The sequence below is a fragment of the Bartonella vaga genome (assembly GCF_037070895.1).
GTDB lineage: Bacteria > Pseudomonadota > Alphaproteobacteria > Rhizobiales > Rhizobiaceae > Bartonella.
On the sequence record NZ_JAYMZK010000003.1, the window covers coordinates 7,501 to 29,091 of the forward strand.

General features: G+C 36.9%; 17 protein-coding genes, 2 tRNA genes and 2 pseudogenes. 12 read left to right on the forward strand and 9 right to left on the reverse strand.

From position 1 onward, the window contains the following. Positions 1-114 precede the first annotated feature (114 nt). The 3 genes from WCP76_RS02845 to WCP76_RS02855 all read left to right on the forward strand — a co-directional run bounded on the left by WCP76_RS02845 (position 115) and on the right by WCP76_RS02855 (position 4,896). Positions 115-831 carry an alpha/beta hydrolase family protein gene (locus WCP76_RS02845; protein WP_336294186.1) on the forward strand — a complete coding sequence of 239 codons (717 nt, stop codon included), beginning with the start codon at positions 115-117 and terminating at the stop codon, positions 829-831. Then, positions 828-3,008: an isocitrate/isopropylmalate family dehydrogenase gene (locus WCP76_RS02850; protein ID WP_336294187.1), complete on the forward strand. Its 2,181-nt coding sequence runs from the start codon at positions 828-830 to the stop codon at positions 3,006-3,008. Before WCP76_RS02845 ends, WCP76_RS02850 begins: the two co-directional genes overlap by 4 nt. A 991-nt stretch (positions 3,009-3,999) precedes the next feature. Further along, entirely contained in the window at positions 4,000-4,896 is an 897-nt protein-coding gene (locus tag WCP76_RS02855; protein WP_336294188.1) for an N-acetylmuramoyl-L-alanine amidase, read from the forward strand. Positions 4,897-5,579: 683 nt separating this feature from the next. On the opposite strand, the gene WCP76_RS02860 is transcribed toward WCP76_RS02855, so the two are convergent. After that, positions 5,580-6,773, reverse strand: a complete 1,194-nt coding sequence (locus WCP76_RS02860) for a porin (RefSeq protein WP_336294189.1) — start codon at positions 6,771-6,773, stop codon at positions 5,580-5,582. 314 nt (positions 6,774-7,087) lie between these two features. On the opposite strand from WCP76_RS02860, the gene WCP76_RS02865 reads away from it, so the two are divergent. The 3 genes from WCP76_RS02865 (at position 7,088) to WCP76_RS02875 (ending at position 9,233) form a co-directional block, all read left to right on the forward strand. Continuing rightward, positions 7,088-7,178: transfer RNA gene (locus WCP76_RS02865), tRNA-Ser, on the forward strand. 509 nt (positions 7,179-7,687) lie between these two features. Further along, positions 7,688-7,825, forward strand: coding sequence for a hypothetical protein (locus tag WCP76_RS02870; RefSeq protein ID WP_336294190.1), 138 nt, complete (start codon positions 7,688-7,690; stop codon positions 7,823-7,825). Between the two features lie 475 nt (positions 7,826-8,300). Next, a complete protein-coding gene (locus tag WCP76_RS02875; protein ID WP_336294191.1) occupies positions 8,301-9,233 on the forward strand; it encodes a YopJ/AvrA family T3SS effector serine/threonine acetyltransferase in 933 nt (310 codons plus the stop codon). A gap of 1,675 nt (positions 9,234-10,908) precedes the next feature. Here WCP76_RS02875 and WCP76_RS02880 read toward each other — a convergent pair. From WCP76_RS02880 to rpmH, 8 genes and pseudogenes are all read right to left on the reverse strand, one after another. Continuing rightward, a tRNA-Leu gene (locus WCP76_RS02880) sits at positions 10,909-10,993 on the reverse strand. An 80-nt stretch (positions 10,994-11,073) separates the two neighbouring features. After that, positions 11,074-11,694, reverse strand: a complete 621-nt coding sequence (locus tag WCP76_RS02885; RefSeq protein ID WP_336294192.1) for a 2,3-bisphosphoglycerate-dependent phosphoglycerate mutase — start codon at positions 11,692-11,694, stop codon at positions 11,074-11,076. 28 nt (positions 11,695-11,722) lie between these two features. Further along, the gene (dapB, locus tag WCP76_RS02890) at positions 11,723-12,535 is read right to left on the reverse strand and encodes a 4-hydroxy-tetrahydrodipicolinate reductase (protein ID WP_336294193.1); all 813 of its coding nucleotides are present in this window, start codon (positions 12,533-12,535) and stop codon (positions 11,723-11,725) included. 307 nt (positions 12,536-12,842) lie between these two features. After that, complete coding sequence (locus tag WCP76_RS02895) at positions 12,843-13,535, reverse strand: glutathione S-transferase family protein (RefSeq protein WP_336294194.1); 693 nt, start codon at positions 13,533-13,535, stop codon at positions 12,843-12,845. A gap of 137 nt (positions 13,536-13,672) precedes the next feature. Beyond that, a complete protein-coding gene (gene yihA, locus WCP76_RS02900) occupies positions 13,673-14,320 on the reverse strand; it encodes a ribosome biogenesis GTP-binding protein YihA/YsxC (protein WP_336294195.1) in 648 nt (215 codons plus the stop codon). Further along, the gene (gene yidC, locus WCP76_RS02905) at positions 14,317-16,155 is read right to left on the reverse strand and encodes a membrane protein insertase YidC (RefSeq protein WP_336294196.1); all 1,839 of its coding nucleotides are present in this window, start codon (positions 16,153-16,155) and stop codon (positions 14,317-14,319) included. The genes yihA and yidC overlap by 4 nt, the downstream gene beginning before the upstream one ends. Next, positions 16,145-16,538, reverse strand: a pseudogene (rnpA, locus tag WCP76_RS02910) (ribonuclease P protein component). The gene yidC and the pseudogene rnpA overlap by 11 nt, the downstream one beginning before the upstream one ends. A gap of 116 nt (positions 16,539-16,654) precedes the next feature. Continuing rightward, positions 16,655-16,789: a 50S ribosomal protein L34 gene (gene rpmH / locus WCP76_RS02915; RefSeq protein WP_208436117.1), complete on the reverse strand. Its 135-nt coding sequence runs from the start codon at positions 16,787-16,789 to the stop codon at positions 16,655-16,657. Positions 16,790-17,399: 610 nt separating this feature from the next. Here rpmH and WCP76_RS02920 point away from each other — a divergent pair. From WCP76_RS02920 to WCP76_RS02945, 6 genes and pseudogenes are all read left to right on the forward strand, one after another. Then, positions 17,400-18,494, forward strand: coding sequence for an Mrp/NBP35 family ATP-binding protein (locus WCP76_RS02920; protein WP_336294198.1), 1,095 nt, complete (start codon positions 17,400-17,402; stop codon positions 18,492-18,494). Between the two features lie 67 nt (positions 18,495-18,561). Beyond that, positions 18,562-18,720, forward strand: a complete 159-nt coding sequence (locus WCP76_RS02925) for a beta/alpha barrel domain-containing protein (RefSeq protein WP_336294199.1) — start codon at positions 18,562-18,564, stop codon at positions 18,718-18,720. Between the two features lie 412 nt (positions 18,721-19,132). Beyond that, entirely contained in the window at positions 19,133-20,020 is an 888-nt protein-coding gene (gene rsmI, locus WCP76_RS02930; RefSeq protein WP_336294200.1) for a 16S rRNA (cytidine(1402)-2'-O)-methyltransferase, read from the forward strand. A gap of 4 nt (positions 20,021-20,024) precedes the next feature. Further along, the gene (locus tag WCP76_RS02935; protein WP_336294201.1) at positions 20,025-20,387 is read left to right on the forward strand and encodes a YraN family protein; all 363 of its coding nucleotides are present in this window, start codon (positions 20,025-20,027) and stop codon (positions 20,385-20,387) included. A gap of 119 nt (positions 20,388-20,506) precedes the next feature. After that, positions 20,507-20,730 (forward strand): annotated as a pseudogene (locus WCP76_RS02940) (hypothetical protein). 55 nt (positions 20,731-20,785) lie between these two features. Then, complete coding sequence (locus tag WCP76_RS02945) at positions 20,786-21,577, forward strand: pyrroline-5-carboxylate reductase (protein ID WP_336294202.1); 792 nt, start codon at positions 20,786-20,788, stop codon at positions 21,575-21,577. The last annotated feature ends 14 nt before the right edge of the window (positions 21,578-21,591 follow it).

Below are 21,591 nucleotides of genomic sequence, written 5' to 3' on the forward strand. Positions count from 1 at the left end.
GAGTTTTATTGCTTTCTTTGAAGTTTTAGTAAATTAAGGACTGAACTTGGGAGCAAAAAAAGCACCTGCTGGTGATTATTCAAGTTTTAAAAAGTGCAGAGAAATACCAGTAACATGAACCCACATATTGTTATTTTTTCTCCCGTAATGCCTGTCTGGGATAAAGGGGCTTTTTGTTCTCCTCTTACAAAACTGTTCTTAGAAAAAGAATTTCATGTTACTCTAATAGATACATTATCCCTTTTTTCTGGTAGTTCTGCTGCGATTGAAGTTCTCCCCATAATCACCGAAAAACTTAAAGATCGCTTTCAAGGGCCTTTATTGCTTGTGGGATTTTCCATGGCGGGAACATTGGTACAGATTTTGGCAGCGCGACTTCCAGATATACAGGCTGTGCTTGCTGTGAATGCACCGGGTTATCCAGATGCATTTTTGCAACAGCGCATTAAATATCTTCTTAGTTTATTAGAGGATGGTGATTTATCAAAAGCTCTGGAAACATTAAATATTTTGATCCAACCTCTTGGAGAAATTAAGAAAAGGGTACGCGCAAAGATTCCTAGCAAGAAAAAAAATATGGCTATTGAACGTATGCAAAGGGGTTTTCGATTACTTTTAGACATGGATGCAAGGAGTGAGATTGTTAAATATGGTGGAAAATTTTTAGCCTTGGTGGGTGAAAAGTCACAGTTCGCAACTGTAAATAATCAAACTCAAAGCTATCGTTTAAATCATGAATATAAGATTATCTCTAGTGCGGGTACGCGTTTATGGGACGATAATCCTTCAATGACGTATGCAATTGTTAATGAATGGATTGATAAATTATGAAAAAGAAAGTTCTCGTGTTACCTGGTGATGGAATAGGACCTGAGGTTTGTGATGCTGCACTGATGATCTTAGAGCAGTTGCAGTTACCGATTGAATTAATCTATGGTAATATTGGTTGGAAATGTTGGAAACAGGAGGGAGATTCAGTCCCTCAAGCGACTTGGCAAAAAATCGCTAAGAGTGATGCTATTTTGCTTGGAGCTGTTAACAGTAAAGGAAAAGATGCAGCTTTAAAAGAGCTTTCACCGGATTTAAAAAAGAAAAAACTTTCTTATGTTTCTCCTATTATTCAGTTTCACCAAAAATTGAATATATTTGCGAATATACGGTCTATAAGATATATCGTTGGTTCAAGAAGGCCTTTTCATTTTTGCGTAATCAGAGAAAATATCGAAGGTCTTTATGCAGGATTAGACTTTTGTGGTGTAGCTCTTGAAGCAGCGGCATGGCTAAAACATCCTAATTTAGAAGAATATGGTTGTGATGAAGCGGCATCGACGGTACGTTTACAAAAGCGCTTTGGTTTAGAACGGTTGTTTGAATACGCTTTTTCTTATGCACGGAAACATGGTTTTAAGCGGGTTACTTTTGCCGATAAACAAAATATTATGCGCGAAAGTCGTCAATTTTCTCAAGAAGTTTTTGATAAAATTTCTCAAGCTTATCCAGAAATAGAAGCAGAAATTCATAATGTTAATACGATTGCTTTATGGATTTCAACTAAACCAGAGCGTTTTGGTGTGATTGTTGCTGAAAATATGTTTGGTGATATTCTTTCTGATCTTGCTGTTGGTGTAATGGGCGGATTGGGGTTCGCACCTAGTGCAAATGTGGGAAGAAAAATTGCCTATTTTGAGCCTGTTCATGGTAGTGCACCGCGCATTACTGGACAAAATAAAGCAAATCCTTCTGCTATGCTGTATACCACTGCTTTACTCTTAGAGCATTTAGGTTTTCAAGAGGTAGCACAACAATTGTCTGAGAGTGTTGATCAAGTTATTCGTTCTGGAAAAAGTGTTACTTATGATCTAGGAGGTTTAGCTACTACACGTCAGATGGCTGAAGCTGTTCTCAATTCTTTAGTGAATCCTATTTCTGTGTGTCGTGCTGCGGTTATTACTGTTGGTGATGAACTCCTTTCAGGACAATGTTTGAATACGAATTTACAGGATTTAAGTCAAAGCTTAGAAAAAAGAAATATTCAAGTAACACGCCATTTTGTTTGCGCTGATCAATTACAGCAAATAAGTGAGGCTGTGGTTGCTTGTCTTGGGCAAGAAGATCTCATCATTGTCAGTGGAGGATTGGGACCTACATCAGATGACAAGACACGTGATGCGATTTCTCAAGCTGTGCAGCAGCCATTGGTTCATAATGAAGCTGTTTGGAAAACAATCAAAGGTCAATTGCAACGCTTAGGTATGACTGCGGATCCCAGTAATGTTCGTCAAGCCTTATTTCCTGAGAAGGCAAAGGTGCTTGATAACCCTACGGGTACAGCGCCTGGTTTTTTTCTATTTTGTAATGGAAGTTCCCTCGTGGCTTTACCCGGTCCACCTACGCAGGCTCTTGCACTTTTAGAAGATTATTTAAAACACGGTGAAAAGAAATATTCTCTTGTACCACGCGCACAATATGCGTGGACTTTGATTGGAAGAGATGAAAGTACAATTGCGCATTGGGTTGATTGTCATTTTGCAAATCAGCCATTTGAACGACATTTTTTATGGAAGAGCCCTTATGTTCTTGTACAACTAGTCGGCAATTCATCGACACCTTTGGAACAACATTTAATCGAAGAATTTGAAAATCATTTTCGTCCATGTTTGGTTGCTGCAGAGATCACAACTGCTCGTGGGCAATTAGCAATGCATGCAGAAGTTCATTGGTATGCAAGTGATCCAATGCTTTTAAAACATTTTCAACCAATAGAAAAAGATACTAAAGATATTCCACTGCTTGAGGTTGAGGTTAGCTTATCACCTTCTTTAGAGATATTAGAAAACCAAGAAGAAAGCCTTGGACATGCCACAATGACTGTACGGATTAAAGACTGTGGCGATGATCATATTTCTTTTCCTTATACGCGACCGTTTTTAGCTGTGGTCTTACAAGAATATGCAGCTTGGTTGGTTTTAAAAAATATCCGCAAACGAAGAAAAGAAAATAATACATGATGAAAGTATAAAACATTCAAAAAATGATTGCTGCTATTAGACGCAGAAACTGTTTGGGATGTTTTAGATAGATTTATATGTGGACGCAGCTTTATTTGGCATCGTACAATGTTAAATAGGGTTAATTAACTAGAAAATATTTTTATTCTAAATAGCCACACAGAACAATGTTGATGTTGTCATTTGGGTTTTCACACTTTGTTGAGGTTAGAGCTCTACATTACTTTTTTGCAACAAGTATTTATTATCTGTAAGTGATACTCATATGCATACGTAAATTGTGTGGGGATTTTTATTGAGAGATAAAATAACAATGATTCTTAAAAATTTTTTCAGTTCAGGGAAAAATTTTCAGAACGTGTCTATTTATAAATGAGTGATATATTTTAAAGATAATGACCGGAAAATTCTCTTTATGAAAAAACAAGTAAGCGTCTTGATTGTTTACAATATGTATAGAAGAGCTTGCAACTTTTATTGAAACTATTCAAGTGAAGAATAAATCGCAAATATGCATTGTTAATTCTTCTGTCAATAAATTGACACAAAAATTTCATAAAATCACTTTGTAATGTTTTTATACTACCACGTAGGAGTTAGGTGTTATGCCTGGTGTGTGCGTGCGTGCTATTGCAAAAGCTTAATAAGAGAAGAGACAGTCTTATGTGCAAAATGCGAGGAAGTGTTTTATTGGCGATTTTGCTATACTTTTATTCATTTTGTGGTAAATTTTCAAGAATTTGTTTGGGAAAATATCTGAGCTATTGGTTTGTAAGTGCTCTCAGAAGTACTTTGATGGTTGCGTATAGAGACTTTGAAGATGTGTATTAATTGTTAGGTAAGGGGGGATGTTTTTGATGAGCCTATTATTAAGTATGGTGCTTTGTGTCTGTACGTTGGAATGTGTCGCAAAAATTTCCAAAAGTCGCCTCAACACTCATTTTTGAATTATCTGTCATGATGTGTGATGGTAAAAAGAGGAAAAATTTTGATGTATCAGATTGATTACAATAGTTATCGCTCTATCAAAGGCTTTAATCGTCGTGTTCGCTTTCTTGTAATGCATTACACTGCACTTAATTTTAAAGCGTCGCTTATGGCTCTTACAGGAGAGAATGTTAGCTCCCACTATCTTGTTCCTGACCCGTCGGAGCAGACGTATATTGAGGCGGGATTTAAAGGGCTGCGTATCTTTAACTTAGTTGATGAAAACGAGCGTGCGTGGCATGCGGGTGTCAGTTCATGGGCTGGGCGGAGTAATATAAATGATACATCTATTGGAATAGAAATAGTTAATTTAGCCGCAGGTCATTCAGATTCTTCAGAGAAAAGTAAATATGTTGATGAAGTGGCTGTAAAGGGTGCAGGTGTTTTAAATCCAGTTAATAAGGGTGAGCGTGAATTGCAGGCTGAGGCAGTTAATTTGGTTTCTTATAACAATGAAGGTTTTATATTTCCTCCTTATAATCCGACGCAAATTGATGCAGTTCAGGAACTTTCTTTAAATATTCTTCAAAGATATCCAGATATTATGCCGACCGATGTTGTGGGACACAGTGATATTGCCGTTGGAAGAAAGAGTGATCCAGGAGCTGCATTTCCGTGGAAAGAACTTTATGCAGCAGGCGTAGGGGCATGGTATGATGATGAACTAAAAGATCACTATCAGGATCAGTTCTGTAAGAGTTTTCCATCCAAAGCGGATGTTTTGGCTAAGTTGCAACGTTATGGATATGACATTTCGATTGCATGTACCGAAGTTGGATACAATAACTTGATTCGAGCATTTCAGCTTCATTTTCGTCAAAAAAGTTATGATGGGGTTCTGGATGTTGAAACTGCAGCGATTATCTATGCTTTGGTAGATAAGTATTTTCCGTCGAGCTAGTTTAACTTAGTTTAGTTTAAATACATCTAACTACTGAAGTGGGTGTTTTTTCCCAATTGTGTTCGTCTAAAAGAAGCTCGTTTATACTGTAAGAATTATCTATAAAGAAGTGAGCGAAAAAAGGAAAAAAAGTGTGTGGCTTGCAGAGGTAAGCTTTTGAATTCATGGTATATAGGCAGAATTTAGCAATGCTTGAAGGAATAAAACAAGAAAAATATGTTCATTGCGAAGAATATAAGTACTATGTTTGCAAGACTTTAAAAATTATACAGCATTTCCACTTTTGAGTAGGTACTCTTGGTGTATATCCAAAACCTAAAATTATAAAATTTTCATTATTTATTTTAAAACTACCATCTTTACTAAGAATATTCCTGTGATCTATTATATAATTGTTTGCGTATATACCTATCTTATCTTTGGTTGCTCCTGAAGATATGTGCATAATTTTTGCAACACATTTCTTGGAAATCAATATTTGCTGTTATCTAAAAATATACGAGCTTTATGAAAGTAATTATCAACATTTATCTGGTTCAGATTCTTGGAATATTTTTGCAAAGTAAATAGTCTTTGTTAAATCTGACAGAAGATAAATGTCATGAGATATTATGATGATAATTATAAAAAACTTCAAAAACTAGCACCATAGGTTGCTAGTTTTTAAAGTGTTACCTAAAAAACTAGAATGAACGCTGGATGCGGATCATACCTTGAAAGGCACTTTTGTCGCGCAGAGTATGTGGTGCACCGTTGTTTAGACCTGTGAAAGTGCGATCATCATTCCAAGAAACGTAAGTTAGCTCAGGCGTAATAACAAGACCTGGTAACAGTGTGTATGAGATGTTTACAGAAGTGGCAAAGGTTTTTACGGTACTATAAGAAACTTGAGCATTTAAACTTGCCTTTGGATTGAGTTTGTAAGTTGCCCCAGCCCAAGCAGCCCATTTCCCTCCCCAATTTGCATAGATTGTTGTACTTTGTCTTGCGAGCGAATCGTCCTCATCTTTTGTGTAGTAATCAACGTTATTTTTATAACCACCCATGATCCAAAGATTAAAATTATCATTGAAGTTAAAATCTACACGAACTTTACCAGCCCATTTTTTGTAGTAAGCATCATAAGCAGTAACTGTTGAAAAACCACCCCATTTTTGCATGAATTTTATACCAAAAACCAAATTTGGAGTGTAATTTTTTACTCTTTTGCTTGGAAGTTTATCATTAGGAAACTCAATGATTTTATCATCTGCATCAATATAATAATATACCTTCTTGGCTGGATTATCAGCATTACCTAATTCAGCTCCGATAATAGCAGCAAAGCCAGTGTCACCACTAAAGGTATAAGAAATAAAGTTAGTACGTGTAATACCTGCTGGCGCTATGCTGTCATCGTTTATCACATTACCATAATCACCAGTCCAACTATTGAAAATTGTATCATCAAGGCCTACACGAAAACCACCGAGTTCGATGTAAGCGGCTCCGAGTTTTGCACCAGCTTTATCAGCACCATTGCTCCATTGCGAATAAATTCTTGCATATGAACGAAGCGTTCCCAACTCTGTTTCAGAAGCAGTCTGAAAAACAAGAGTGAATCGTGATGATGCAGCATAAGTTTTCTGTTTGTTAGCTAACTCAGCATTAGTTGTTGCATCGATGTTATCACCCCCCATAAGATCAGCGCGGACATTTCCTGATAAACGCATACATGTCTCTGTTCCAGGGATATAGAAATATCCTTTTCCATATGCATCGCAAACACGAATATATTCCGCAGGCTCTTTTTTTGTAGTCAATGTTGAAGTTGCATGTGCTTCAGGAATTGCTAAAAAAGCTGTTACTGAGCTTAAAAAGAGAATCCTAGTATTCATTGTGCTCTCCCATGATAAGGTAACTCGATTTCCATTAAAAAACACGTGTTGCTCTATTCACGAGAAATTGAGCAAAATACGCGATTCTATGACATTAACCATATTTTTAATACAAATATGCAGTTACTTCTCTGAAGGATATTTATGCAATATTCAAGGCAACATAATAAAAAAAAACAAAATTCACAATTTATTAACTTTTTTCTTATCCAAGAAACATGTTCAAGAAACAAATGAAAGAAAAATTTCAGATATTTTTGAAAAAAATCGAAAATGTCTTGAACTTTCTCTTGATAGCCTTTATGCACTCCCTTGGAGAGGTGGCCGAGTGGTCGAAGGCGCTCCCCTGCTAAGGGAGTAGGGCTCAAAAGGCTCTCGAGAGTTCGAATCTCTTCCTCTCCGCCATAAATTAATTAAATCAATTAGTTAAATGAAAATTTTGGAATTTTTATTCTGTTGATTCTTTTTGCTTGTTTTGTTGTATATCTAAAAACCTTTTAAGATTTTAGCTATGAAATTTTTGAATTTTGCAGCAAATGATGTGATCGTTTTGTGCACAAATCAGGAAAATGCTTGAAAAACTTAACGCTCAAAAATTTTAGACAGTTGATTTCACCAGTACTTACGTTGATGCAAAAGGTAAAAAATCGCTTTTGCTAGAACCTTCTTAAGCATGAGTGCCTTAATCTTGGCATTGGGTTATAGCATCAGACTACGAAAAAAATACTTGATTGCTAGAAAGAATTAAAAAAGCGAATCACCACCGCATAACCCTATAATTTATTACTCAAGTCTTGAGAAATGATAGGCCTTTTAACATATCTAAACGGTTAAATTGAGCAGAAGGACACGATCACTGTTGAATTCAAATAAAAAGCAGAAGTACTTGAAGGTGTAAAGCGGTTTGATGATGAATGGGGTTGATTGCAGCAGTCAAAGTTTTGGAAGTGCGACCAGGGGATTTCATTGACTATTTGCGTGGAAGTAATTGGTTTGTCTTCGTGCTTCAAGTATCTTATCAGGACAAAATGCAGAAAGGCTTCACGGATTAGCCTACAATAATGCTTCAAAGAGCTTATAATGCAGAAAGGGTGCTGCTTTAATAAAATCATACTTGGAAGATTAGCGTGCTTAAGAAAACAAATCTATGGAGGTGTGCAATGAAATAGCAGGATCAATTTTTATGTGATTTTGGGATAATATTATTTCAATTTATTAATTGTGGAGATGTTGAAGATCAGGATTGTGGTAAAAAATTTTGATTTTAACACTTCAAGATAACGTACCAAATATTATAAAGATTCTATCAATCCTTATAGATTTTTGAGATCCAGAATTTTCAAAAATTATAGCCTTTTGTTAAGAGCATACAATCTAGATTTGGCAAGCTCTATTAAGAAGATTGTTTAAGTAAAGCCCTTCTTCTTCTCCATCTTTTAAGATGGAAAGGTGGTAATAAAAAACATATTTTTGCCTCAATATAATGTTGGCATCCTTATTTGTTATTCTTAATAAGGAAGTTAATTTATGCCAAATCAAAAAGGTGCAACAAACCAGCCAAGTGCCTTAAAAGAAGGTGATAAAGCGGAAGAAACACTAGAAAGTCTTCTTGCCCGTTTAGAAGGCCTCTCCGTTGAAGGCGAGCGATCACCCAGTGCCCTGTTCAGTGAAAAATCGGTAAGAAATCTTGTTTCAAGTTTAGAGAGCGACATGCTGTCTGGCAATTTCTTAACTACCAATTATTCGTCGACGGATCTTACAATGATGTCTGCATTTGTCAAAAAGGCAAATGAACGATATGAATATATGAACCTTAAATTCTTTCAGGACCCTGGTGATTTTGCTGCATTGATAAAGGAAGGTATCGAGAAAGGAGTGCAGTTTTCTAGGTCTATAATTTGTCTGCAGAATCCAGAAATTCATTTTGCTGTAATTGATCATAGAGCTATCGGTAGCCAGACGTCCTTAATACTTTTTGAATCTACTAAATTTAGCAATCCGAATGCAGCAGAGTTGTTTGCAGTGCAGAAATCAGCTCTTGAAGCTATTGCATTACCTGATTGTCATTTTGTCGGGGCAGAGATGGATATTCAAGGTTTCTCCTCTGCAAGTGGGGTTGCTAGCTTGGCTCTAGCCAAGAAGCTTTGTAAACAATCGGAAAAGATATTAAAAATGCACAGAGACAATGTTAAGGGTCTTTTGTGTGATAAAGGTGCCTTTGTGCCTTGTGATCAGGTGGATGGGTATCTTCCGATCGATTTTTATAAACACGTGTACAGTGAAAAGCGCCTAGCAGAATATGTAGAAAAAAATCCAGAATCTGCACATCAGATCGTTAACAAAAAAGGTGAAAATGTCTTTAACAGAGCTGAAAGAAATTTAGCTTTAGTAGAAGGAAAGCCTGTGTCTATTTCTTTACATAAGAAGAGGATTAATGAGTCTAAATCTCTGATGAGGTGAGCATAAATTTAAATCTTTGATTAGGTTATGATGTAATTTTTTAACATTGTAGGTCGGTGTGGTTCGGTGTGGTTAGGGGAGGTTAGTTTATTAATTTTAGAAAATTTATCTGCTTTTTTGTTTGCGGTGCGCAGGTTTCGTGGAGGGGGTGTGTATTAAAATATAGAAAAGGCAAAATGTGGTGGTAATTTATCACGAACCGGTTTCCGGTAAGTGTTTCTGTATCATTATATGCACCGTATTGTGAGACGCTTATATACCAGTCCCGTAAAGAAGCGTAAAGGTATTTTGAGAGAAATCATTTGAGGAGGGTAGTTGTTATAGGGTTTTCTTCTAATCTAGATTTGCGAGAGTTTGTTATCCACCTCATGGTGATAAAGCTGTGTATGAAAAAAGTCACGGTTAGTAATAGCAGATAATAAGATGGTGGTATTATTGCAGGAAGAAAAAAGATAGCACTTAATAGCATTACTGAAAATATTCTTCCACTAAAGAATATGGTACTGATGATGCCAGAAATATGTTGCTTTTGTTTTTTGTTAGGCTCTGAAAAAACAGGATTTTTCACCTATCTGTGTGGTATAAATAGAATCTATGGATTAACGAAAACGCGATAACAGCAATTTGATTGCAGTGAAAAATGAAGTGCTACGCATATAGTGGAAGAAAAGAGCGAAAAGTATTTTGTAAAATTCTTATATTTTTTATTAATAACATACTGTTTGGACATCAATGAATTTGAAAAATATTGTGCCGAGGAGACGCCTATACGGTGGGACATAAGTACCAGCATTTATGAATTGTTGAGGTGATCAGTTTTATCGTCTGAGGGGTATTATTAGTTGCCAAGAATGTTAGATAATCTAAATACTGGCTTTGAAAAGACACATGGATAAATAAACAATGCTCCTCCCACGGTATTTTGAAAGATCCACAGCAGGCGTGAGATGATGTATCCTATGAAATATTGTCCCGAATAGTATATTGTTCCAATTCCTATAATACCGCTGAGAATGTTACCGAAAGAGTCTGTTTGCTGATAGAGGTGTGCATAATGTGAAAAGTGATCTTGTTTATTTTTTACACACCATTCATTTATCCATAATACCAGCTGATCAGGGGTATAAGCAGAAATGATCCACAAATCGGTTTAGGACAATTTGTTGATACCTTCTTTCATAGTGACCGATATTTATAATTTACTAATTTCTATCTGATTGTTTCTTCGTGTCAATTCACGTCAAATGACAGTTGTTTTAGGAAGTCCTATATTTTGTTTAGCAAAAAGAATTTGTCTGGTTAGGTTGCTCATCTTGATCACGCAATTATTTGCGTAGCTGTTGAATGCACTGTTTAAGCACATCTCTTTCTAAAGTGAATTTTGCATGGTAGCTTTTTTAACTGTTCAGGATGTAAATCTGCTTTTTAAACAGCGATTGCAAGAAAGTAAAATTTCTTCTTATGATTTTATTAAATGAGAGAGAGTTTAAAAGGTTGAAAATACAAACACTTTGGATGTTTGGAGTAGCTAAAAAATCCCTTGAAAAGAAGTTTTGATTCTGAAGAGGCTATAGAAGCACGTTTGAAGATTTTATTCTCTTACTTTTGTTTATGTACCCAGAACATTAAAGATTTATATATATAATCAATCAATTAAATGAAGTTTAGATACATATGGTGCCCAAAAGAGGACTCGAACCTCCACGCCTTGCGGCACAGGTACCTGAAACCTGCGCGTCTACCACTTCCGCCATCTGGGCTATAAAATGCATCTAATATTGTGGGGTAACTCTGTCAATAAAATTATAAGAATTTCTTCATCCATTTCAATTGTATGAATTCAAGGCGTGGCAATTATCTTTGATGCAATTGTTGAGTCAGAATTCAATGTGTAAATAATGGGAATACCAGTTGCTAATTCTTGAGATATAATTTCTTCACTGTTTAAGCCTTCAAGTGCCATAATAAGTGCACGAAGAGAGTTGCCATGTGCTGTGATCAAAACAGTTTGAGAGCGCAAAATACGCGGTTGAATATGGTAAAGATAATAGGGCAAAACGCGTGCACCAGTATCGCGTAGGCTCTCTCCATTAGGGGGCGCGATAGCATAGGAGCGACGCCATAGTTGTACTTGTTCCTCCCCCCATTTTTGACATACTTCATCTTTATTTAGACCAGATAGATCGCCATAATTGCGTTCATTTAATGCTGTGTTTTTTATCAGTTCCAAATTGGATTGCCCCATTTGTTCTAAAATATATTGAGCAGTTTTTTGCGCGCGTTGTAAGGCAGATGTGTAAGCGATATCAAATTTTAAACCAGCTTCTCTAAGCTTTTTTCCCGCTTCTATTGCTTCTGAACAGCCTTTTTCTGTCAAATCTGGGTCTTTCCAACCGGTAAAAAGATTTTTAAGATTCCATTCACTTTGTCCATGACGGATTAGTACAAGTCTACGTTCCATTGTGAATTTCCTGCGTTACATTGATTGTTTAAACTTCGTTACTCAACCCCAGAACATCGAGCATTGAATAGAGACCGTTTTCGTGATTTTTTGCCCATAAAGCTGCTTTTAATGCACCATTGGCAAAAATAGAACGTTCTTGTGCTATGTGTGAAAGAATAATGCGCTCATTTTGGCCTGCAAACGTGATACTATGGTCACCAACAACCGTTCCAGCTCGTGAACAGGTAAAGCCAATAGTGCCTTTTTTGCGTTCACCTGTGTGGCCACAGCGTTCACTAACACTCACATTGTTTAGCATAACATTGCGACCTTCGGCTGCCGCATTGCCAAGAAGAAGAGCTGTTCCAGAAGGGGCATCAATTTTGCCGGCGTGATGCATTTCATAAATTTCAATATCAAAATCATTAGCTTCTAATGCTTTTGCGGCCTTCTTTACAAGGTTTGCTAAGAGATTTATTCCAAGGCTCATATTTCCTGATTTAACAATAGTTGTGTAGTTTGCAAAATTTGCAATTTGTGCTTCTTCTGTTTTGCTAAATCCAGTTGTGCCGATAATATGAACAAGCCCTTTTTGTGCAGCATAGTTGGCGTAGAGAAGGCTGGCTTGTGGCTGTGAAAAATCTAAAATACCTTCTGTGTTAGAAAAGGCCTTTTCAGGATCATCAGTGATGCGAACGCCAAGAAGGCTTGAGCTAATCAATGTACTAGCATCTTTGTTGACAAAAGGTGATCCTTTACGCACAAGGGCAGAACAAAGTTCTATGTCTTTTCGACGCTGAATTGCTATAATGAGCTCACGTCCCATTTTGCCATTAGCACCAACAACTGTAAGGCGCATATTTTTCTCCTTATAACATTTAGCGCTTGCAATATAGGAAAATTCTCTCCTTCTTTCCAACGGTTCTTTTGTTCTACAGGAAAAAAATTTTTCTTTTTTAGTTTTGTAAAGAAATCGCCGGTTTATAAAGGCGTATGACGATAAAAACCTTTGTTCTCATTATAAAGTAAATTAATGTGAGTGTTCTACAATACATTTTTTAATATAACTTTTGGAGAGTAAAAATTACTCGTAGATAAAACTTTATTGGTATCAAACTATATTTTCTATGATATTAAATATTACTTTAACTGGTTTAGGGAGATGCTTAGAAGTCAAGATCCCCATAATGAGGACTAGCAGCAATTCCTCGAATGCGATCTGTTAAAAGAGGGCGAAAGGAAGGTCGTGATTTAATTCGCATATACCAATCTTTGGCTGCAGGAGAATGCTCCCAATCAATTTCTCCTAAAAAATCAAGTACAGAAATAGCAGCAGCTGCTGCTAAATCTGCATAAGACAGTTTTGATCCGACTAACCAATCACGAGATGCGCAAAGCCAATTAAGGTAATTCATATGTGGTCGAATATTGGCGCGTGCATTGCGTAAAATTTGTGAATTTGGAGCACCACCGCCAATGGCGAGTGGCATTTCACGTTTATCGATTCGTTCTCGGACAATATGGCGCGTAGCTTCATTTTCAAATTTATTTAAAAACCAGTCATTGAGACGGCGTACTTCGGCGCGATCTAAAGGGTTCTCAGGAAAAAATTTATTTTCTTGGAGAAGACTACCACGTGTTTCATCTAAATATTCGAAAATAACGGTAGCTCCTGATAAGGGAACTTCGTGTTCCGCTAGAAGGACAGGAACATGCCCAGCTGGATTAAGTGCGAGAAATTCGTGTCTTCTGGCCCATTCATATTCTACAATAAGCTGAGTGCTTACACTATATTCTCCGAGAATGAGACGTATGAAACGGCAGCCAGAAGATAAAGGAGAGTGAAAAAGTGTCAGCATAATCTACACTATAAAATAAGTTGATGAGAATTCTTTCAAGTAATAGAAATTTGTATAAAGGTGCTTTACTAGAAGTGCAAGATTATTAGTAGTAGCTAGAAATTATGTTTAATAAATTATTAATACAGAAATGCATTCTATACTGCAATCGTTTGTAAAATGGCAGCACGTAATTCCTCCAAACCTAATGCTTTTTCTGAAGATGTCACAAGAAGTTCAGGATAAGCTGCCGGACGTTTGAAAAGCTTCATTTTTGTGGTTGTTATTAATTTTTCAAGGGCGCTTGATTTTATTTTATCACTCTTAGTTAAAACAACTTGATAAGAGGCGGCGGCTCTATCAAGAAGATCTAAAACGTCTGCATCATTTTTTTTGATACCATGACGCGAATCAATCAAGATATAAACACGTTTTAGTGTTGTGCGACCTCGTAAATAGCTAAAAATTAAATCTGTCCATGCATCAACCAGATTTTTAGGAGCTTCGGCAAAACCATAACCTGGCATATCTACGAGTGCCATCGGGGGAAGATCTCCTTGTTCTCCACTAAAACCATCAGGTATAAAGTAATTAAGTGCCTGGGTTCGCCCTGGAGTATTTGAGGTGCGTGCCAAGCCTTTTTGTTGGACGAGTGCATTGATCAAAGATGACTTTCCAACATTGGAGCGTCCTGCAAATGCAATCTCTGATGGTCCTTCGGGTGGAAGAAAGCGTATTGTTGGCACACTACGAATAAAAATCCAATTACGAGAAAAAATTCCAGAAAAAGATGGATATTTTGTCATTCATGCACTTCTTTTTTAGGTGATCTTTGCCACATGGCTTTCAGATTATCAAAAAGCTCAATTTTCACTCCCTGACGTTTCATTATGATACCTTGCTGAATCATCGATAATATGTTGTTCCATGCCCAATAAATTACAAGACCAACAGGGAAGGAAGCGAGCATAAAAGTAAAAATGATTGGCATCCACGTGAAGATCATGGCTTGCGTTTGATCTTGAGGGGCTGGATTCATACGCATTTGTAGAAACATTGTTATTCCCATAATTAAAGGCCATACACCAACCGTAAGAAATGCTGGAGTTGTGTACGGTAAGAGGCCAAACAAATTAAAAAGGGACGTGGGATCAGGTGCTGCTAAATCTTTAATCCAGCCAAAGAAAGGTGCATGCCGCATTTCTATGGTGATATACAGAACTTTATAGAGAGCAAAGAATATTGGAAATTGAATAAACGTTGGCCAACAACCTGCAAGAGGATTAATTTTTTTGGTCTTATATAGTTCTATTATTGCCTGTTGTTGTTTGGTGCGATCATCTGAATACTTTTCTTTTATTTCTAGCAACATTGGTTGTATAAGCTTCATACGCGCCATAGATTTGTAGGATTTATTTGCTAGCGGAAAGAGCAGTGTTTTTAATAGCACTGTGACAAGAAGAATGGCGACACCAAAATTTCCTGTTTGCTTATAAAGAATGTCAATAATAGAAAACATTGGTTTGGTAATGAAATCAAACCACCCCCAATCGATTAAAAGAGCAAATTTCTTAATTTTCAGATCATTTTGATAGTGATTGATGATTTCAACTTGTTTTGCCCCAGCAAAAAGATGATTTGTAACGGTTTTTGTTTCGTTTGGAACAATAGTTAAAAGTGTACCTAACATGTCAGACTGATAATGCGTCTGCAAACGGTCAAAATAAATAAACCGGCTTGTATATTCTTTGTCTTGTGGAGGAATAACCGCTACAGCCCAGTATTTATCGGTAATGCCAATCCAGCCTCCTTTTGCTTTAGAGAAATTTATACTTTTTTGCCCATTACTAGGATTAGGATCAAGATCGGCTAATGTTTTATATTTTTCAGTTTTAAGTGAATCACCTGCAATACCTATCATGCCTTCATGAAGCAAATAGGTTGCATTGGTATCTTCTGGTGGAGCTGCACGTGCGACGCGGGCATAAGGTGAGAGATATATTGGTTTATCCCCCTTATTGCTAATAGAATCCTCAATGGTAAACATGTAGTGATCATCAACAGAAAGGATGCGACGGAAGATTTGTCCTTGTCCATTATCGTAGATTAAAGTAACAGGTGTTGAGGGGGTCAGTGTTGTATTTTTGCCTTCTATTTGCCATAATGTATCGGATTGTGGCAAGGCCTTTGCTGGTAAAGACGAACTTGCAAAACCAAATTCAGCGAGGTAGGTTGTTGTGAATCCTTTTGGGTTTAATAAAGCAATTTCCGGTGAATCTTTATCTACTACCACGCGATATTTTTTGAGAAGAAGATCATCAAATTGTGCTCCAACAAGATTAATGGAACCTTCAAGTTCATTTGTTTGGATAGCAATACGGTTTGTTTGAGCCAATACAGCACTTCTGGTTTCATGATTCATTGGGCGATTAATGATAGATGTTGATCCGTACGCTGATTCATCTTTTAAAAAATTTGTAGCCGGAGTAGAAAGTGCTGACTGCTGTTTTGATAGCTGTTGTGCAATTGCTTGTTTTTTTTGTAATTCAGCTTGTTTAGGAGCAACATAAAGAAATTGCCACGTGATAAGCACTAAAAAAGACAATCCAATGGCGATAAAGAAATTGCGGTTATATTCCATCCATACTACCCTGTTGAACGTTTCTGATGTTTTGTTTTTTGTTTTATTCTTCGGTTTAATTCATTGATTAAAGATGTAAAAGGCACATGAAGCACATCAGAATGTGCGACAATCACATAATCTGTTCCTGCCTCCATATTGTCTGTTAAACCAACCCTTACTGCTTCGCGTAGACGTCTTTTAATACGATTGCGTTTAACGGCATTGCCGTTTTTACGTGTAACAGTAAAGCCTACGCGCGCAACAAGGGGAGATTTTGTTTTTGCTGTTTGTTCATGGGATTTAACTTCGAGCAAAAATAAAGGTCCACGTCGTTTTTCTCCTGTGCGCACAGCCAAAAAATCCGCTCTCTTGCGAATGCGGAAAGGAGGGGTTTTCTTCATAAAGAGCGTTTCACAATCTTATTAAATGCCTGCAAAAGCAGGCACCAAAAGTTCATAACGAAAGTTTCACAACGAAGAGATGATGGACAATATTCAACTGTTGTGAAAATTTAATGTTAAGCGGACAACCGCTTACGTCCACGAGCACGCCTTGCAGCAATAATTTTACGGCCACTAGCTGTTGCCATACGTGCACGAAATCCATGGCGGCGTTTACGGACAAGTTTAGAGGGTTGGTAAGTACGTTTCATTTATTAAATACCGCAGAGTGCGGCCCTTCTTAAATTTTATGGGCAGTTATACACTGGATGAACGGTCTTATCTATCATATGACTGCTAACCCATAAGGAAAAATATAAAAAAAGTCAATCTCAGATTATTTTTCTCTTTGACTTTTGAGGATACAAAAAACTCCAATGTATGTACGTTTTGTTTGTATCATTTAAAAACTTAAAGAAAATAATTATTGGTTACAATGCTTCAGTTTACAGTTATCTTTTTTGTAATACAAGTGAATGACTAAGGCCTTAAACAGAGTGAAAAAGTAATCGTGATTTTTGGTTGTATGATTATGGTTTAAAACGTACTTTTAAGCATGAGGAGTTTATTAATTTTTCTTTGCTTGATGCCTTTTAAAGATAGTCATAAAGTGATTATACGATAAGCGTATTTAATGGAATTTGATACAAGATTTATGTTCGAGGTTTTTATTTGAGGTTGGTTTAGCATTTAAAAAGAGATAATATATAAAATATTTATATTCTTACAATTTTGTAAAATGGGAAACTTCAGGCATTTAAGTTGAAGTGTTTTGTGCCATTATAACTGTATTTTTTAGAATCTGTATCGAGAGGAAAGAGCGTGAATCCTATCACAAGTGAGGCTGTCCGCAATGCGTTGCATAAAGTCAAAGGATCGGATTTTGAAAGCGATATTGCATCATTGGGGCTTCTTTCAGAAATATTGATTATTCACGGAAAGGTTTTTTTTTCCATCACTGTTCCAGATGGGCGTGTGCAAGAATGGGAATCATTGCGCCGTGCTGCTGAAGAAGCTGTATATGCTTTGGATGGGGTTGAATCTGTTGTAGTTACACTGACTGCAGAAAAAAAATCGAAGGTATCTCCTCAGGTGCAAAAAGATGCAGTTGTTTCTGCACCAAAACGTAAAGTCGGTGGATTGCCTATGAAAACCGCAATAAAAGGTGTGCGGCATGTCATTGCGGTTGCTTCTGGAAAGGGGGGGGTTGGCAAATCGACTATGGCAATAAATATTGCATTAGCTTTACAAGATTCTGGGTTCAAAACAGGGGTAATGGATGCAGATATCTATGGTCCGTCTTTGCCTCGTTTGGCAGGACTTGTTAATAAAAAACCACAACTGATTGGTGAAAAAAAGCTTCAACCGCTTGAAAAATTTGGTCTTAAATTGATGTCGATGGGATTTTTGGTTGGAGAAGAAAAACCTGTGGTCTGGCGTGGTCCTATGGTGATGGCAGCTGTAACACAATTGCTAAGAGACGTTTTATGGGAGCCTCTTGATGTGTTAGTGGTTGATATGCCGCCAGGTACAGGAGATGCACAATTAACGCTTGCGCAACAAGTGCAGTTAACGGGGGCCCTAGTTGTTTCTACTCCGCAGGATCTGGCTTTGGTTGATGCTCGTAAAGCGATAGAAATGTTTATAAAAGTTGGTGTTCCTATTTTAGGGCTCATTGAGAATATGAGTTATTTTATTGCTCCTGATACGCGAAAGCGTTATGATATTTTTGGTTATGGTGGTGCACGTGCAGAAGCTGAACGCCAGGGCATCCCTTTTTTAGCAGAAGTTCCGCTCGATATCGCATTGCGCTCTTCTTCAGATGATGGTGTACCAATTTTTGTTGCTAAGCCCAATGAAGAACATGCTAAGCTTTATCGTACAATAATTGATCAAGTTAAACACAACTTTTTTTAAATCTGCGTTTTTTACAGCTTTTACTAATATGCGATCATCAAAAACATAAAGGATTGTTTTATGGGAGTTGCCAGAAAATGAGCAGCTCATCGTTGGATTAGGTGCTCCAGATGTCAAGAAAACGGAAAAATTGATCATGCAATTGGATGATAATGTCCGTTTTGATAAAATAGGCTGTCAATTGGCTTTTGCTGGTGGTATGAGATTGATTAAAGATCTCGTTTAAGCTCAGAACAGAAAATGATATCTTTTGATATGAAATTTCTGGATATTGATTATATCCTTGCAAAGGTTGTGTAAAATATTACAGATTGGGTCTTTCTATGCTGACAATTCACGCTAATACAAAAATGATGCAGCAACTGTTTCTGCTATTCAAGAGAGTGATTTGTGTTGATATGGTGTTTATCACATCAGAAATTCACTCTGTTGAAGGTAATGATGATGATCAAAGCGGGTTATGATACCAAAGCAGGCGTTGGCTGCAAGGGCAGTGCATCTTTTTTGTAAGACTGATTATTCAAGCTATGATCTTTTGGTAGAGATAAAAAATTGGCAGAAATGTCTGAATGATGATTATGGGTAAAGGTATTGGTAGGATCTCATGTCAAGGGACTGTTTGATTATGAAGGAAGGATATGAGTGAAAAAGCGTATTTTATAGGCTCTCATGTTTATTCTGCACCGGTTATAGAACCAGGGCTTTATCTTGTGGCAACGCCTATCGGAAATCTTGCAGATATTACTCTTCGTGCTTTGCAAGTGCTTGCAGGAGTTGATATTTTAGCATGTGAGGATACGCGAGTGACGCGTATTTTGTTGGAGCGCTATGGTATTCAGAAAAAAACATTTATTTATCATGAACATAATGAACGAAGAGCAGGATTGAAGTTATTAGCGGCTTTGTCACAAAATAAAACTGTAGCGCTTGTTTCAGATGCTGGAACACCACTTATTTCTGATCCTGGTTTTAAATTAGTAGAGCAAGCACGTGAAGAAGGTTATAAAATCTTTCCAATTCCTGGTGCATCAGCTTTGTTAGCTGCTTTAGTGGCGACAGGACTTCCCACAGATAGCTTTTTCTTTGCAGGTTTTTTGAGTGCGCGTAAGGCACAGCGTCAAAGAAGGTTAGAACAATTAAAAGATATTCCTGCAACTTTGGTTTTTTATGAATCGCCTTATCGTCTCGTTGAAACTTTGCAGGATATGATTTTGGCTTTTTCAGCAGATCGACCTGCTGCAATATGTCGTGAATTAACAAAAAAATTTGAAACAGTGGATGTTTCTAATTTAGGAAATTTGCTTGAAAATTATGGAAATCAGCCACGAATCCACGGGGAAATTGTTGTGGTTGTTGGAGCGGCGCTCACCCCTATGAAAGTAATGAGCGATCAAGAAATTGATGAAATGTTATTAGAATTGGCAAGTTCACATTCTACGGCAAAAGCAGCAGCAATGGTGGCAAAAAAAACGGGTTTCAGAAAGCAAGAACTTTTTCAGAGATTGATTTTTTTAAAAGGTGCATAAAATTATGCAAAAAAAGCGTGAGTCTTTTCATAAAGGAGTTCGTGCAGAGAAATTGGCGGCTTGGTGGTTACGTTTCAAGGGGTTTCGCATTTTGAAAATTCGCTTTAAAACAAAATGTGGTGAAATTGATTTAATTGCACGGCGTGGAAATCTTGTTTTAATGGTTGAAGTAAAAGCACGCCCAACATTGGCTGAAGCAATGGTTGCGGTTTCTCGGATGAGTGAGAGGCGCATTGAAGCAGCGGCTGATATTTGGTTAGCGCGACAAAAAGATCATTCTCTCTTATCTATACGCTTTGACTTTATTGCAATATTACCTTGGCGTTGGCCGCACCATATTCCAGCCTTTTTTACATCTGATAAATAAAGAGTTCTATATTATTCGCCATGGTGGGTAAAAAGCCCTTTATGATGTATGTGTAATTTAAATAAAAGTGCATAACGCATAATAGGTTGGGGGTTATCAGAAGAAAAATATGAATAATTATGGAAAAATTTATAACTGGTTTATTGATTGTTTTTGGAGTGTTAGTTATTGGTGGGCTCATGGCAACGAACATTGTGCTCGTAAATAATCAGGGTTAGCGGTTGTTCTTGTCGGTTGGTTTTCTGCTTTAGCAGTTTTTCTTTATAAGCCTAAAATCTATTTGGGATTGATTATTCTTCCTGTATTATATTTTGCTTTTTCAATTAGTATTTATATTAGTTAAAATAACTAAAGTACTAATTCGACTCCATTAAAAATTATAAGAGCGAGGAATGGAAATGAAAATTGGTTTTTTGGGAACAGGTACTATTAGCGCTTCAATAGTAGATGGCTTAATGGCGAGCACTGTAGATGTTCTTTCAATTATTGTTTCACCACGCAATGCGCAAATAGCAGAACACCTTTCGTATAAATATGATAAAGTTACAATTGCTGAAGATAATCAAGCTGTACTTGATGTGAGTGATTGTGTTTTTTTATGTTTGCCCAATCAAATTGCAGAAGAGATTTTACGTCCTCTGCGATTTCGTCCAGAACAGCTTGTTGTTTCTGTGCTTGCTATGGCAAAAGCAGCAGAAGTTGAAGAGTGGATTAATCATAAGGTTTATCGTGCTGTTCCACTTCCTTTTGTTGCAGAATGCAAAAATCTAACGCCAATTTATCCTGATCATCCATTTTTACATACTGTATTTGAGGCTTTGGGCGGTGTCGTAGTGTTGGATGCGGAAGATCAGTTTAACCTTTTTATGACTGCTGGTTCGTTAATGGGAATTTATTTTAATTTTATAGGAACAGCACATCAATGGTTTGTTGAAAAAGGATTAAAAGAACAGCAGTTGGCAAGGTTTCTTACTATGATGTTTGGAAATCTAACGGATGAAATGCGCAAAATTATAGCTACTGATTCTCAAGAATCTCTTGATTTCTCACTGCTTGAGAAAGAGTTTTCAACGAAGGGGGGAACAAATGAATTTTTGTCAAATTGTTTTTCTCGCCAAGGGGGAAGGAAAGCTTTGATAACGGCGCTTGAGACCACTTTACAAAAAATGAATGCTTCGTTTACGAATTAAAAATTCTTGCCCAC

Bases quoted from the DNA above. Each gene is read 5' to 3' on its own strand.
- WCP76_RS02850 (WP_336294187.1), top strand. From the start codon at position 828: ATGAAAAAGAAAGTTCTCGTGTTACCTGGTGATGGAATAGGACCTGAG.
- WCP76_RS02895 (WP_336294194.1), bottom strand. From the start codon at position 13,535: ATGCTGACACTTTTTCACTCTCCTTTATCTTCTGGCTGCCGTTTCATA.
- WCP76_RS02875 (WP_336294191.1), top strand. From the start codon at position 8,301: ATGCCAAATCAAAAAGGTGCAACAAACCAGCCAAGTGCCTTAAAAGAA.
- rpmH (WP_208436117.1), bottom strand. From the start codon at position 16,789: ATGAAACGTACTTACCAACCCTCTAAACTTGTCCGTAAACGCCGCCAT.
- WCP76_RS02935 (WP_336294201.1), top strand. From the start codon at position 20,025: ATGCAAAAAAAGCGTGAGTCTTTTCATAAAGGAGTTCGTGCAGAGAAA.
- WCP76_RS02855 (WP_336294188.1), top strand. From the start codon at position 4,000: ATGTATCAGATTGATTACAATAGTTATCGCTCTATCAAAGGCTTTAAT.
- WCP76_RS02945 (WP_336294202.1), top strand. From the start codon at position 20,786: ATGAAAATTGGTTTTTTGGGAACAGGTACTATTAGCGCTTCAATAGTA.
- yidC (WP_336294196.1), bottom strand. From the start codon at position 16,155: ATGGAATATAACCGCAATTTCTTTATCGCCATTGGATTGTCTTTTTTA.
- WCP76_RS02845 (WP_336294186.1), top strand. From the start codon at position 115: ATGAACCCACATATTGTTATTTTTTCTCCCGTAATGCCTGTCTGGGAT.
- WCP76_RS02860 (WP_336294189.1), bottom strand. From the start codon at position 6,773: ATGAATACTAGGATTCTCTTTTTAAGCTCAGTAACAGCTTTTTTAGCA.
- yihA (WP_336294195.1), bottom strand. From the start codon at position 14,320: ATGACAAAATATCCATCTTTTTCTGGAATTTTTTCTCGTAATTGGATT.
- WCP76_RS02885 (WP_336294192.1), bottom strand. From the start codon at position 11,694: ATGGAACGTAGACTTGTACTAATCCGTCATGGACAAAGTGAATGGAAT.
- dapB (WP_336294193.1), bottom strand. From the start codon at position 12,535: ATGCGCCTTACAGTTGTTGGTGCTAATGGCAAAATGGGACGTGAGCTC.
- WCP76_RS02870 (WP_336294190.1), top strand. From the start codon at position 7,688: ATGGGGTTGATTGCAGCAGTCAAAGTTTTGGAAGTGCGACCAGGGGAT.
- rsmI (WP_336294200.1), top strand. From the start codon at position 19,133: ATGAGTGAAAAAGCGTATTTTATAGGCTCTCATGTTTATTCTGCACCG.